Consider the following 13,768-nt stretch of genomic DNA (forward strand, 5'->3'; position numbering starts at 1 on the left):
TTATACATAAAGATAAAAATTATATATTTTATCTTGACTCTTAACACAGAATCTTTGTGGGCTGTATTTTCTTTCTTTGTGTCTACTTTATGAAAAACCAAAAACACCTTTTCCAGCTCCCGGCAGATATCCATTACCTAAACGGCGCCTACATGTCACCCTTGCTCCGTTCAGTGGAAGAAATAGGCATCGAAGCCTTGATCCGAAAAAGAAATCCCACGAGCATCCAACCCAAGGATTTTTTTGAAAATGCTGAGATCCTCAAAAGCAATTTTGGGAAGTTGGTAAACTGTCCCACAAAGCAAGTCGCCATCATTCCCGCAGCTTCTTATGGGTTGAGTACAGCGGTCAACAACCTTCCAAAAGACAACGGAAACACCGCTTTGGTTGTGTCGGAGGAATTTCCAAGTGGCTATTATGCTGTTGAGAAATGGTGCAGCCATAACCACAAAACCCTCCAAACCATCAAAGCACCGGAAACCTTGGAGAAAAGAGGGGAAAAATGGAATACTGCAATCCTCGAAGCCATCAATGAAGACACGGCTGTCGTCCTCATGTCGACAATCCATTGGACAGATGGGACACTTTTTGACCTTGCCGAAATAGGGCGTAAGTGCAAAGAATACAACGCCATCTTTATCGTGGACGGAACTCAGTCCGTAGGCGCATTGCCGATAGATGTGGAGGAATGTCAAATTGATGCGCTGATATGCGCAGGGTACAAGTGGCTGATGGGGCCTTATTCGATCGGGTTGGCGTATTATTCGGAGTATTTTAATAATGGGATTCCATTGGAGGAAACTTGGGTCAACCGAAGCAATGCCCAAAATTTTTCCGGCTTGACCAATTATGTGGATGATTATGCACCCGGTGCAGGACGATACAATGTCGGCGAATACGGCAACTTTATCCTACTACCGATGATGAATGCTGCGGTCGAACAGATTTTGGATTGGAAAACAGAAAACATCCAAGCCTACTGCCATAAGCTTACCCTACCTTTGATAGCCTATCTTAGAGAAAATGGCTATTGGGTTGAAGAGGATAAGTACAGGGCAAAGCACCTGTTTGGGTTTTTGCTGCCTCCGTCAATATCTCAGGAAACCTTGCTTCAAAAACTGCAGGAAAATAAAATCTACGTCTCAGTCCGCGGAAAAGCCATCCGCCTTTCTACCCATTTGTACAATACAGAAGAGGATATTGCCCTGCTGATAAGGACTTTGGGGGAGGTTTAGGTTTGGTTAAAATTTATGTTGCATTTTAATTTAGGGCGAAATTGACTTTGTGACTTTTGTCCGCAAAGGTCAATTTGGTTTTCAAGTATATTTGTATCCCAAAATCCAAGCACTATGAAAAACCTTGTCATTTTCTTTTTTGCTCTTTCATTTCTAGGTAGTTGTACTTCAAAAACTTCTGATAACGCTGAGGTTTCAGGTAAAGTGGAAGAAGTGGATGCCGCTACCTTCAAAAATCTTATCGACTCAGGAAATGGGATTGTTTTGGATGTGAGAACTCCTGAGGAAGTGGCCCAGGGAATCATCGCAAATGCTTATGTGATCGATATTTACCAAAGTGGTTTTGAAGAAAAACTCCAAAGCTTACCCAAAGACAAGGAAGTTTATGTCTATTGCGCAGTGGGTGGCAGAAGCAGACAAGCCGCTGAAATTCTTTTGAACAATGGCTTTACTAAAGTTTATAACCTCAGTGGCGGAATAGTAGATTGGAGAAGAAACGGGTTTGAGGTGGTGAAACCGAATTAAAGAAGCGAGATACGAGAGACGAGAGACGAGAAGCGAGAGACGGGAAGCAAGAGACGGGAAGCAAGAGACGAGAAGCAAGAGATTAGAGCAAGAGCCTGGCAAGATCCTATGGTTGCTTGCCCGGGTTCCATTCAAAAACTCTAGATTAATCCCCTTATTTTTTTCTAACCAAATAACCTCTAACCCAATAACAACTAACCCAATAACCAATAACCAATAACCACTAGCCAAATAACCAAATAACCAACTCCTCAATCCACCCTCTTACTTGTCTTCAGATACGCCATCAGGTCGACGATTTCTTTTTCGCTGAGGTTTGAAAATAGTCCGGGAGGCATCAGGGAAACCGGGGTTACCTCTTTTGATTGGATCGTTGATTTGTTGATGATGACAGGTTCCTGCCCAACCACGCGCAAGGTCAGTTGCCTTTGTGTTTCATTGATCACATTGCCGGAGTACGTCCTTCCATCACGGGTATTGATCACGACCATTTTGTAATCATCCTGGATCTCAGCACTTGGTTCCAAGACATTCAGCAGGATATATTCTGTGTCGGCGCGGTTTGAACCCGTCAAATCCGGCCCAATCACACTTCCTTCACCAAACATCTTGTGACAGCTTCCACAGGTATTTTGGAAAATTTTCTTTCCAGCTTTCAAATCAGCCGAAGACAGAGAGGATGGATTAATCATCGCCCTGTATTTTTTATAAGCTGCTTCATCACTTGCAACCTGCTCTATCGGACCCCAAACTTCAATAAAACCACTTCCCACTACCCGGAGCAATTGCCTCGCGACACCTGCCGGAACTTCACTTTTGGCAATCCTTTTTTCTTTGATTTCTTTGGTCAACATGCCGCCATACCGTTGCCTTGAAGATAGCGTCTGCATGGCCGCGAGTTTTTCCTCTGGATTGAATTTGGAGAAATTGTCGATCAGTAATTTACCCAAAGCTTCATTGTCAAAAGCTGCAATGGATTTGATTGCATCAAGTTTCATTGCTGGTTCCTGCAATAGTTTTGGCAACTCTGCCAGCAGCTCTTTTTGTTGCTGGGCGGTCAGTGTTTGAAGTGCTTTTTTCCTTTGGTCAATGGGTGCATTTTTATTTTTGAGCAAAGCAAAAGCCCTTTGCGTGGCCTCGGTATCTCCAAAAAGACCGGATATTTCTTGGGCTAGCACTTTTGATTTCCCACTCGATTGTTGGAGTTTGTCAGACACAGTTTTCCAGTTTTGTGGGATTTTCAAGTCTGTCCTTCCTTCCATTCCTGCCAACATGCCTGTCAAAAGATGCTCTGTGTTTGACCCACCTTTACCTATCAGTGCTACCAATTTTTCCAATTCGTCTTCATCCACAGCCCTGCGGGCAATGTATTGGGTAACCAAAGGGATTTTTGAGGCATTGGAAAGAGCCAGAAATCTGTCAGGATTCTCCGCCATCAGAGGTTCAATGCTGTACCAAATGAGCTTGGGTAGGTTGTGGTCATTGGCGTCTTCCGCATGTAGGACAAGATTGCCGGCGATTTCCCATTTGTCTGCTGTCGACATCCTTTGGATAGCAGATGCGAGATACAAACGGACAACAGGGGAGGGGTCTTCTTTAGCCATTACCCTAAACTTAGAAATTGCTGCAGCCGACGGCTTCATATCCTCGCAAAGCAATTGGATGGCCCAAGCCCGTACGTGTGGGTCTTTGTCAGAGAGCGCTTGGACCAGTTGCTGTTCGGTAAATCCCCCTGTCAGGTGTAGAGACCACATTGCCCTTAATCTCCAATCGGGGTTATTGTCTTTTTCGAAAATGGTTTTCAATTCCGAGTTGGTTGTGGCTTGGAGTTTACCGTTTACTTTCCTTTTGTGAAGTATTCCCCTTGCCCGCCTTGCATGCCAATCACTTGGATTGGTTTGGAGGCTGACCAATTGCTTATCGTTCATTTTATTCAAGTCAGAATACCTGCCTTCGAAGTCTTTCGCAAGGGATTTTTCAGGTGCAATCCTGAAGATCCTGCCGGTCTCTTCATTCAAAACTTCCTTTCCGCAAATGTCCGCATCGTGCCAATCCAAGGCATAAAGTGCACCGTCCGGTCCGATTTCCATGCTGAATCCAACCCATTGGGCATTGTTTGCAATCATAAATTCATCTCCGTGCTTTCCCTGATAGCCTGAACCTTTGGGAACCAAAATATCTGAAAGCACTGCATGTTCGTGGATATTGGCCATAAAAATCTTTCCCTGCTCTTCTTTTGGGAAGGCATCGGACTGATAGACCCGAGCTCCGCCATGTGCCGAACGGTGGCTGTGGTCAGCGATGGTTTTGATGTCTTCATAGACATATGGATTGAAATGCTGTCCTCCTTGCCGGTGGTAAATTCCTCCGGGAATCACATGCCACAGGTGAGGAATCACGCAGGCTGTCATCAAAAGCTGCCCTTTGGCATCATAGTCTATGCCCCAAGGATTGCTAAATCCATGTGCCACGACCTCGAATCGGTCTTTGACAGGATGGTAACGCCACACACCACCGTTGATGTCAACACCTTCTTTTTCGAGTAAGTCTTCAGGAAAGGCATCATTGTGATAGTAGAGTTTTGCATCTCCATTTGGTTTGCGGATTTTGGATGGAGTGGCAAATCCCTGCAAACCATACAGCCATCCATCCGGTCCCCAATGTAAGCTGTTGAGTGTTTCGTGTCTATCGAGTATACCCCAACCAGTAAGCAAAATTTCGATTTTGTCCGTATCGGCTTTGTCGTCGCCGTTTTTGTCAGGGATAAAAAGCAAGTTGGGTGGAGCACCTACGTAGACGCCGTCAAATCCAACCGCAATGGCTGCTGGAAAAGCCAAACCTTCCATAAAAACCTTTTTGCTATCCGCGACACCATCGCCATCAGTATCTTCCAAAATCAGGATGCGGCTATCTCCCGAGCTGGAAAAACCATATCCCCGTGATTCATAATCTTTGTTTTCTGCAATCCAAAGCCTACCCCGATCATCCCAGCAAAACGCCATGGGTTGGGTCATCATCGGTTCGGATGCCCAAACATTCACCTTAAAACCAGCTTTGACAGTCATCGCTTCCACTGCCTCTTGAGGGCTGAGAAATTTCGCGTCTCTTCCTTCCCTTTGTGCCAAGGCCCAAAGCTCGGTGGTGTTGTACATGCCTTCTTTTCCTGAGAATTGGCCCCAGGTTTCAGTCATTTTCACATCATTGAGTTCGCCGGTATAGACGACCAGCTGGTGCTTGAGCGTTTCAATTTTTCCCTTGGGAATCGTCCAATCCCCATCCCTAGTAAATGCAGGACCCAAACCCAATTGCCCATCCACCCGCCATTTATTTGGGTATCCTCTGTTTTCGGGATGGTCAAAAATCGCAACATTGGCCATGTCCTCACGTCCTTCGACCTGCATCGCCACATTGACCCACATCGATGGTTGGCCTTCCGCATTTTCATTTTTTTGACGGGCTGCGTTGACGATTTCACCTTTGATTCCTTCCTTCCATGGCATCCTCAGGAATAGGCTTCCATAATCGTATTTGCCGATTACAATATCTTGGATGGCTTCACCTTTCCACTCCAGATCCAAAAAGTACTTTCCACCCTCTTCCCGCATCGTCCAGTTCTGGGTTTCTTCCATGACAGTTTCACCTGACTCATCCAAGAGGTGGTAGATTGTCTGCCACTTCACTTCCGTACCTTCCTTTTCGACAATGTTTGAAGCCACTTTCTTCCAATAATCTCCCTGTGGATTGTGGAAATAATCCCTGTCATTGACTCTTGTAAATCCCCAATACAAACCAGTCTGATGTTTGTGGTGACCGGGGCTGTATTCGGTCAGGAGACCTTTGCCGTCAGGCGCTACTATTGGGTGGATAAATGGTCGGAAATCATCCTTTGCATTTTGGACCAAAATCGGTTCGTTTTCTCCTTGTCGGAAAATAGAAATGGTTCCTTTTTCAAGATCTTCCTCCAACCTCAATGTCGTTGGTTCGGAAGATTCTGGTTGATTAGAGGTTTCCGAAGTGTTTTTTTTGCAGCTGATAGAAAAAAGTAAAATAATGATAGCAAGTAAATTTTGGATGAATTGGGTTTTCATATTGGTAATTTTGATTGGATTCGTTTGTGTGCCTTGAAATTGGAAATAGGATGGATTTCAAGTCTTTAATATAAGGATTGTTCCTGAAAAACCTTATCTGAAAATTGAAGAAGGGATGGCATGGGTGACAATCAGCATAATATTCAAACTCAAAGTTGTATTTCGATTTTCATTTTTAGAATTAAAGCAATATCTATTAGGTATTTCCTGTTTTAGCCACTGAAATAAATTCCCGTCTTAGTTTATCCTTATTTTTTGTAGCTTGAAATTCCATTTAAAACCATCCACCATGAATAGAATTTACTGCCTTTTGGTGTTGCTATTTGCAATGCTGATACAGCCATTGCAGGCACAAAAAATCGATGAGGCCTACAACCAAAAAATCAGGGAATTTACAACAGACAAGCGCTTTCTTCCCGAATTCCTCTTGGACGTAGTCGATCATCCTACGATTCCCTCTCCGCTCAAACATTTTGGACATATCATCGGTGCCGAAGGACATGTTCACACCTCTGCCGAGATCTATGGCTACTACCAAAAACTCGACGAGACCTCTCCTTTGGTACACATGCAGGAAATGGGAAAAACTGAAGAGGGACGACCTTTTTACATCATTGTCATCAGCAATGAGGATGCAATCAAGCGTCTTGACCATTACAAAAGCCAGTTGGCAAAATTAGCTGATTCCCGAAAAACAAGTCCTGAACAGGCAGAAACTATCATTTTGGACAGCAAGCCTGTCTATTATGTGAGTGGTGGCATGCATGCCACTGAAATGGGTTCTCCGGAAATGCTCATGGAACTTGCATACAGGTTGGCGACTTCGGAGGCTGCCGATATCAAGGATATTCGGGACAAAGTGATCACAGTCATCAACCCCATTTCAGAACCTGATGGCTTGGACAAGCAGGTGGATTGGTACTACCGCTACACCAAAGCCAGAAAGGAATTTGACGATGGATTCCCAAGGTCTTCACCTTATTGGGCAAAGTATGTTTTCCATGACAATAACCGGGATGGTTTGCAGGTTTCTCAGGAAATCACCAAATCTATCTTCAGGGGCTTTTTTGAGTTCCATCCAACGGTAATGCTTGACTTGCATGAGTCGGTTCCATTGCTGTACATTTCTACAGGAACAGGTCCTTACAATGATTTTGTAGACCCGATTACCGTCAGCGAATGGCAGATTATGGCCAATCATGATGTGGCTAAAGTGGCTTCCGAAGGTTTGCCAGGCGCGTTTACCTGGGCGTTTTATGACGGTTGGTGGCCGGGTTATGGTATTTGGGTAGCCAACAACCACAACTCAAACGGTCGCTTCTATGAAACTTACGGCAATGCAGGTGCGAATACTTACCTCAGGGATTTGAGCAACGCAAGATTTGCAGGCGACCTCGTGACTTCCAAAGAATGGTACCGTCCGGATCCTGCTACAGGACAGGTCTATTGGTCATTCAGAAATAATATCAACTACACCCAAACTGGTGTCATTGCATCACTTTCCTATGCTGCCAATAATGGTAAAATGTTGTTGCAGAATTTTTACAAAAAAGGGTATAACAGTGTAGAAAAAGGGAAAACTGAAGGAGTAAAAGCCTTCACGATTGCCAAAGAACAAAGAGATCCTGCCATGGCGGCCTATCTTGCCAAGCAATTGATGCTTCAGGGAATCGAAGTCCATGAGTCAGACAGTAATTATGTGGTATTGTCGGAGCAACCTTACCGTAACCTTGCCGTGTCGCTTTTGACCCCGCAGGCATATCCAAAAGATGCCAAATATCCTCCTTACGATGCAATCGCATGGACTTTGCCTTACCTCTATGGCGTCAAAGTAGAATCCAAGGACAGTATTGATTTTGATGTTTCTGCCTTGAAGTTGCTGACAGAAAATCCAAAATATCTGGGTAAAGTTGATGGTCAGGGAAGTAGCTACATTTTGAAATACAAAGCCCAAAATACTGTGCTTCCGGCATTGTATGCAATCAAAGCAGCCAACAAAAACGCCGAAATCACCATACTTCCCAAGCAGACTGTTGTAGATGGAGATACTATTTCGGCAGGAGTGATTTTGATCAAAAAAATCAATGTTGACCAAGCCAAAAAGGTAGCTTCTGATTTTGGATTGGACCTGAAATCAGGGGGAAGCAATGTTGCTGCCGCAGATCAGCAGGCTGTCAAATTGCCAAAAGTGGCCATCTACCATACTTGGTACAATACCCAAGATGAAGGTTGGTCGAGGTACACTTTCGAGGAAAGGGGAATTCCTTACACTTCAATTGACAAAGACGATTTGAAAGCCGGCAATCTGAAAACCCGGTTTGACGTCATTTTGGTACCAAGGGTGAATGGCAATTCCAAGCGTTTTGTACATGGAGTGGATAAGAAATTCGGCCCGATGCCATTTACCAAAACTTCTGAGTATCCTTCTCACGGTTTTCCTGATGCGACTACAGATATGACCGGTGGCCCTGGATTTTTGGGAGTTGACAATTTGAAAAAGTTCGTGGAAGAAGGCGGTTTGCTCATCACATTGGATAATAGTAGTACCGTTATGTCCGAGCTCGGTATTATTTCCGACTTGACTCCTGCCGATCAGGGAGCCTTATTCCACCCTGGTTCCATTGTCAATGCCAAAGCAAGAAATGCAGGCCATCCGGTTCTGTTTGGCTATCCGGAGACATTCTCCATCTTCCGTGGAAATGGGCCTTTGCTACAGACTGACAAGTATAACCGTAACCTGATGCTGGTACAATATGGTAACAAGCCGCTGAAAGATGAACTGGAATTTGAAGGTCCTATAATGGGTATGCCTGATAAGCCTAAGGTGGAGAAACCTGCCAAATCCGAAGGGAAAGATGCACCCTACGTGGTCGCCGGTATGGTGAGAAATGAGGATAAAATCGTTGGTCACGGTGCTGTTTTCAATGTTCCTTTGGGCAATGGAAATGTCCTTGCTTTTACATTCGACCCGCTTCACCGGTACCTCAACCATGCGGATGCACCCATGGTATGGAATGCCATCATCAACTGGGACAGGATGAGGTAATAGGATTTTGGTTTATTGAATCCCGCAGATGTTCTGGAAATTTGGTGTGCTATTCCCCACTAGATTTCCAGATGTCTGCGGGATTTTTGTGGTCAAGGAATTTTTGGTCTGGTATTTGGATATGGTGGAAGATGGGATTCCTTTTTCACTTCCAATCCAAAGAATGTGTAATGTTTTCCATTCTGTAATTCTTTAAATTGAACAATACTAACCAAGCAAAATATGAAAGCATTAGGAATAATTTTAGCAATTATCGGAGCAATTGGAACACTTATGTTTGGAATACAGGCAATGCAGGATTCTGAAAGTTTCAAGTTGTTTGGGATGGACATTGCGGTAAGTACCGCCAATTGGACTCCTGTGATTATCAGCGTTGCCCTGTTGATTATTGGAGTTATCATGTCGAGAGGCAAGAATTAAAATTTTTTTATTAGAACCCCATGGCAATGCTTGGGGTTTCTATTTTTTTATACCGCTTAATCCCTTTGGGATTGGGGACCGCCGATTTATTTTTTGGCAAGAAGAATTATTTTCTGATTAATCGATTTTTCAATTTATCTATTTATTAATCGATATTATATTTTATCTACTTATTAGATGATATTTTGATTTATCGATTATTTGATAGATATTTGGATATGCTTGCCGTGATCACAGGAGATATCGTCGATTCAAGAAAGTTGCTCAGCCAACAGGATTGGCTGCTTCCATTGGAATCTTTGCTCAACTCATGGGGTTCTAAAAACGATACTTGGGAGATTTTTAGGGGAGACAGCTTTCAATTGGAAATAAGCAATCCTTTGGATGCGTTATACAAAGCCATGCTGATCAAAGCCACCTTAAAATCCATCAAATCCAAAGATTCGCAGAAACGAACAGCCCCAATAGATGTGAGGATGTCTATTGGTATTGGGGAAAAAGAACAAGATTCTAACAGCATCGGAACAAGAACAGGTTCTGCCTATATCAATTCAGGAGAGGCTTTTGAGCAGTTGCGTAACAAGGGGCAAAACCTGATGGTAAATACCCCTTGGGAAGATTTTGACAAAGAAATGAATGTGATGTTAAAACTTGCCTTGATTGTCATGGACAATTGGTCAGGGAATTCGGGTGAAATCATGAAGATTGCTTTGGAAAATCCGCACCTAAAGCAGACTGAAATAGGGGAAATCCTTGGAATTGAACAGAACTCGGTAAGCGCACGGCTACAGAGAGCGTATCATTCCGAAATGCTGGAACTCAATGATTTGTATAGAGAAAAGCTAATAAAACTGCTGTAATGATATTTATCAAAATTTTACTGGCTCATATTTTGGGTGATTTTTTGTTCCAATCAAGGGCCTGGGTTAAGGAAAAGGAAAAAAATAAAGCTTCCTCTCCCAAATTATATTACCATGTCATGATCCATGGAACATTGATCATGCTCTTCCTTTGGGACCTCAGTTATTGGCCTTTGGCTTTAACAGTGGTTGTTTCTCATTTTTTTATTGATTGGGCAAAACTCAGCTTCCAGACCAAAAAGAATAAAACGGTATGGTTTATCGTAGACCAATTGCTTCATGTAGCTGTTTTGGTAGCAGTTATACTGATTTGGGACTACCCAGGCATGGAATGGTTGACCATAATCAATTCCCTTCCAGTTTGGATTGTCTTTACGGCAGCATGTTTTCTGAGTTTTGGAGTGGCGATAATTATGAACGTCTTGCTCGAACCATGGTCAGAAAAAGTCTTTGATAAAGCAAATGACTCGCTTCCAAATGCCGGGAAATATATCGGTATCCTTGAGAGGCTTTTTGTATTTGTGTTTATCCTGACAGGCCATTGGGAGGGGGTTGGATTTTTGATTGCCGCCAAATCGGTCTTCAGGTTTGGAGACCTGAAGGAATCCAAGGACAGAAAACTTACGGAATATATTTTGATTGGGACCTTAATGAGTTTTGGATTTGCAATTTTTACCGCTTTGCTGTCACTTTATTTGATCAAAATGATATGATGGAAAAAGGATATCAGAATGAGCATTTTCAAAAAAATTGAAAGAGTGCAAAAATTTGGATCAAATATTTTTCTATATCATTCAGATCCCACTAATTAATTCTAAGAATTGAGTTAAGTTTTATAATTTTTTTAAACCAATATATGGCCATCCTTAACAGTAACTCCAACATTGGAGGAAGAAATTTATAACTTACATCTGTTGGAGGATACTTTCGTATTGTCTCGCTTAAAATATTCCCCCAAAATTCCATGAAGAGAGCCATCCTGATGGTCTTTATTTGCTGCAGCGCTGTATCCATTTCTTTTTCCCAAAAAATCAATGATGCATACAGGCTGAATATCCACAAAACCACCGATCCGATAGTAATTGACGGGATTTTGGATGAGCTATCATGGACCTCAGCGGAAGTTGCAACAGATTTTTTTATGATTACTCCGATGGACACAAGCTTTGCGCAGGTGCGAACGGATGTCAGGATGGCGTATGACGACAAACACCTTTACCTGATTGTTGTCAATTATCACGCCTTGGAAGGCCCGTATATGGTGGAATCGCTCAGACGGGATTTCAGTTTTGGTAAAAATGACAACTTTCTACTTTTCATGGATCCTTTTGATGATCAGATCAATGGCTTTTCTTTTGGCGCAAATGCAGCCGGAGCTCAATGGGACGGCATCATGTTTGATGGTGGCAAAGTCGACCTGAGTTGGGATAATAAGTGGGAATCAAAAGTGACAAATTACGAAGACAGATGGGTTTTTGAAGCTTCAATTCCTTTCAAATCCATCCGTTATAAATCAGGCATCAAAGAATGGGGCATCAATTTCAGCCGAATGGACCTCAAGACCACCGAAAAATCCAGTTGGGCTCCCGTACCCCGTCAATTTCCATCAGCTTCACTAGCTTACACCGGCATCCTCGTCTGGGACAACCCGCCTCCGGCAGCCGGCCCCAATATTTCTGTGATTCCTTACGCACTGGGCGGTCTTTCTCAAAACCGGAAAGAAGGGGAGGAGCCCGTATTCAGAAATTCCTTTGGGATGGATGCCAAAATAGGTCTTGGATCCGCACTAAACCTCGATCTGACGGTAAATCCTGATTTTTCGCAGGTGGAGGTGGACAAACAAGTAACTAACCTAGATAGATTCGAACTCTTTTTCCCGGAAAGAAGACAGTTTTTTCTCGAAAATGGTGACCTCTTTGCCAACTTTGGCTATGAAACGATCCGACCGTTTTTCTCTAGAAGGATTGGATTAAAAGCTCCAATTCAAGCCGGTGCAAGGCTCAGCGGAAAGCTAAATAAAGATTGGAGGATCGGTGCGATGACGATGCAGACCGGACAGGTGGAAGAAGAAAACCTGGATGCGCAAAATTTTTCTGTATTGACTCTGCAAAGGAGGGTGCTTGCAAGGTCCAACCTGAGTGCCCTCGTGGTGACAAGACAAGCCAGTATGTTTACTCCTCCATTACCGGAAGATTCGGTTTCCACTTCCCAATTTGATCGGAATGTGGGATTAGAGTTTAATTATGCCTCATCCAACAACCTTTGGACGGGAAAGGCTTTTGTGTTGAAATCATTCAACCCAATGACAGCTGGAGATGGCTTGGTCTATGCGGCCAACCTACGGTATACGAGCGGAAATCTATACTGGAATTTTCAACATGAATATGTTTCTGAAAATTATACTGCCGAAGTGGGTTATGTTCCAAGGACGGGTTTTTACAAAGTGAATCCCCTGATTGGGTATCTTTTTTTTCCTGAAAGTAAAAAAATACTAAGTCATGGACCAGAACTGAGTACCAAATCATTTTTTGATACCAAGATGAACCAAACTGATAATGAAACCTATGTGTCATACAAAGTGAGGTTCCGGACACAAAGCGTCTTTACCACATGGTTTGCGCATGACTATATCAAGCTATTGAAACCTTTTGATCCTACCAATTCTACGGGGGACACTTTGGCTGCAGGCACAGAACACAGGTGGTTTGCATGGGGGACTGAGTTCACCTCAAAACCTCAAAGTATATTTACCTATGCCGTTGCCACACGTGTGGGAGGATATTATGCGGAGGGAAACAGATACAATATCAGCGGGGAATTGGGATACCGTATACAGCCCTATTTCAGCCTGACTATGAATGCCAATTACAACGAAATCCACCTTTCTGAACCATGGGGAACCACTTCATTTTGGCTGGTGGGGCCGAGATTTGATTTGACACTAACAAACAAGTTCTTTATAACTGCATTTGTCCAATACAATGAACAAGTCGACAATATCAATCTAAATACAAGGGTACAGTGGCGCTTCAAACCTGCCTCGGATATATTTCTTGTATATACTGACAATTACCTACCTGCTCCGTTTTTCGCCAAGGACAGGTCGATTGTTTTGAAATTCACCTATTGGTGGAATATTTAAATTAGCTTACTATCTCAAAACCGCAAACCACAATCATGTTACAAAAAGTCTTCAAATCAGTAATCCTTGCTTGGCTTATTTTGATGGCTTGTTGCCTATGGGGAGTAATCCCTGATACCGCGCAAGATCATCAGATAATAGTTCCTTTGGTCATGATTCCTTTTGCAGGGGGGCTGTCAGGATTTGTGATTCATCTATTGGATAGTTCTCAATCAAAACTAAATTTACCTCCCTTTTTCTCAAAATCCATCAAGGTTTTTGTTTTCCTTTTTTTGGTTGGGATTGCGTTTGTTTTGGGGTTGAATGGGCCTGGAGTAAGGCTTTAAAGCTGAGTTCGTAGTGAGTATTCGATTTTTTAAACCAACTTTCTAAAATTAAAATCAGATCCGGCAAACAGTCAATTATATTTTTGTGGTAAAATGATTCAGGCTTCTTATCTTTAAAGCCAAACC

10 protein-coding genes are annotated in these 13,768 nt (G+C 43.1%); 9 read left to right on the forward strand and 1 reads right to left on the reverse strand.

What is annotated here, in order from left to right; all coding sequences use genetic code 11:
• The first annotated feature begins 89 nt into the window (after window positions 1-89).
• Window positions 90-1,235 (forward strand): aminotransferase class V-fold PLP-dependent enzyme, encoded by a 1,146-nt coding sequence (locus M3O96_RS12770; protein ID WP_249720985.1) that lies wholly within the window; start codon window positions 90-92, stop codon window positions 1,233-1,235.
• A gap of 114 nt (window positions 1,236-1,349) precedes the next feature.
• The gene (locus M3O96_RS12775; protein ID WP_249720986.1) at window positions 1,350-1,760 is read left to right on the forward strand and encodes a rhodanese-like domain-containing protein; all 411 of its coding nucleotides are present in this window, start codon (window positions 1,350-1,352) and stop codon (window positions 1,758-1,760) included.
• Window positions 1,761-2,011: 251 nt separating this feature from the next.
• On the opposite strand, the gene M3O96_RS12780 is transcribed toward M3O96_RS12775, so the two are convergent.
• Window positions 2,012-5,848 (reverse strand): PVC-type heme-binding CxxCH protein, encoded by a 3,837-nt coding sequence (locus tag M3O96_RS12780; RefSeq protein WP_249720987.1) that lies wholly within the window; start codon window positions 5,846-5,848, stop codon window positions 2,012-2,014.
• Window positions 5,849-6,137: 289 nt separating this feature from the next.
• On the opposite strand from M3O96_RS12780, the gene M3O96_RS12785 reads away from it, so the two are divergent.
• The 7 genes from M3O96_RS12785 (at window position 6,138) to M3O96_RS12815 (ending at window position 13,642) form a co-directional block, all read left to right on the forward strand.
• A complete protein-coding gene (locus M3O96_RS12785; RefSeq protein ID WP_249720988.1) occupies window positions 6,138-8,894 on the forward strand; it encodes a M14 family zinc carboxypeptidase in 2,757 nt (918 codons plus the stop codon).
• A gap of 28 nt (window positions 8,895-8,922) precedes the next feature.
• Entirely contained in the window at window positions 8,923-9,090 is a 168-nt protein-coding gene (locus M3O96_RS12790) for a hypothetical protein (protein ID WP_249720989.1), read from the forward strand.
• 26 nt (window positions 9,091-9,116) lie between these two features.
• Entirely contained in the window at window positions 9,117-9,314 is a 198-nt protein-coding gene (locus M3O96_RS12795) for a hypothetical protein (RefSeq protein ID WP_241141524.1), read from the forward strand.
• Window positions 9,315-9,532: 218 nt separating this feature from the next.
• Window positions 9,533-10,174, forward strand: a complete 642-nt coding sequence (locus M3O96_RS12800) for a winged helix-turn-helix transcriptional regulator (RefSeq protein WP_249720990.1) — start codon at window positions 9,533-9,535, stop codon at window positions 10,172-10,174.
• Window positions 10,174-10,887 (forward strand): DUF3307 domain-containing protein, encoded by a 714-nt coding sequence (locus tag M3O96_RS12805; protein ID WP_249720991.1) that lies wholly within the window; start codon window positions 10,174-10,176, stop codon window positions 10,885-10,887. The genes M3O96_RS12800 and M3O96_RS12805 overlap by 1 nt, the downstream gene beginning before the upstream one ends.
• A 251-nt stretch (window positions 10,888-11,138) precedes the next feature.
• Entirely contained in the window at window positions 11,139-13,316 is a 2,178-nt protein-coding gene (locus M3O96_RS12810) for a DUF5916 domain-containing protein (RefSeq protein WP_249720992.1), read from the forward strand.
• A gap of 35 nt (window positions 13,317-13,351) precedes the next feature.
• The gene (locus tag M3O96_RS12815; RefSeq protein WP_249720993.1) at window positions 13,352-13,642 is read left to right on the forward strand and encodes a hypothetical protein; all 291 of its coding nucleotides are present in this window, start codon (window positions 13,352-13,354) and stop codon (window positions 13,640-13,642) included.
• Window positions 13,643-13,768 lie beyond the last annotated feature (126 nt).

It is taken from the genome of Aquiflexum sp. TKW24L (assembly GCF_023502205.1).
In the GTDB taxonomy this organism is placed as follows: domain Bacteria; phylum Bacteroidota; class Bacteroidia; order Cytophagales; family Cyclobacteriaceae; genus Cognataquiflexum.

What these genes read in the sequence shown, in the direction of transcription:
- M3O96_RS12800 (WP_249720990.1), top strand. Translation starts at nt 9,533, where the DNA reads ATGCTTGCCGTGATCACAGGAGATATCGTCGATTCAAGAAAGTTGCTC.
- M3O96_RS12815 (WP_249720993.1), top strand. Translation starts at nt 13,352, where the DNA reads ATGTTACAAAAAGTCTTCAAATCAGTAATCCTTGCTTGGCTTATTTTG.
- M3O96_RS12795 (WP_241141524.1), top strand. Translation starts at nt 9,117, where the DNA reads ATGAAAGCATTAGGAATAATTTTAGCAATTATCGGAGCAATTGGAACA.
- M3O96_RS12805 (WP_249720991.1), top strand. Translation starts at nt 10,174, where the DNA reads ATGATATTTATCAAAATTTTACTGGCTCATATTTTGGGTGATTTTTTG.
- M3O96_RS12770 (WP_249720985.1), top strand. Translation starts at nt 90, where the DNA reads ATGAAAAACCAAAAACACCTTTTCCAGCTCCCGGCAGATATCCATTAC.
- M3O96_RS12790 (WP_249720989.1), top strand. Translation starts at nt 8,923, where the DNA reads ATGTTCTGGAAATTTGGTGTGCTATTCCCCACTAGATTTCCAGATGTC.
- M3O96_RS12810 (WP_249720992.1), top strand. Translation starts at nt 11,139, where the DNA reads ATGAAGAGAGCCATCCTGATGGTCTTTATTTGCTGCAGCGCTGTATCC.
- M3O96_RS12780 (WP_249720987.1), bottom strand. Translation starts at nt 5,848, where the DNA reads ATGAAAACCCAATTCATCCAAAATTTACTTGCTATCATTATTTTACTT.
- M3O96_RS12775 (WP_249720986.1), top strand. Translation starts at nt 1,350, where the DNA reads ATGAAAAACCTTGTCATTTTCTTTTTTGCTCTTTCATTTCTAGGTAGT.
- M3O96_RS12785 (WP_249720988.1), top strand. Translation starts at nt 6,138, where the DNA reads ATGAATAGAATTTACTGCCTTTTGGTGTTGCTATTTGCAATGCTGATA.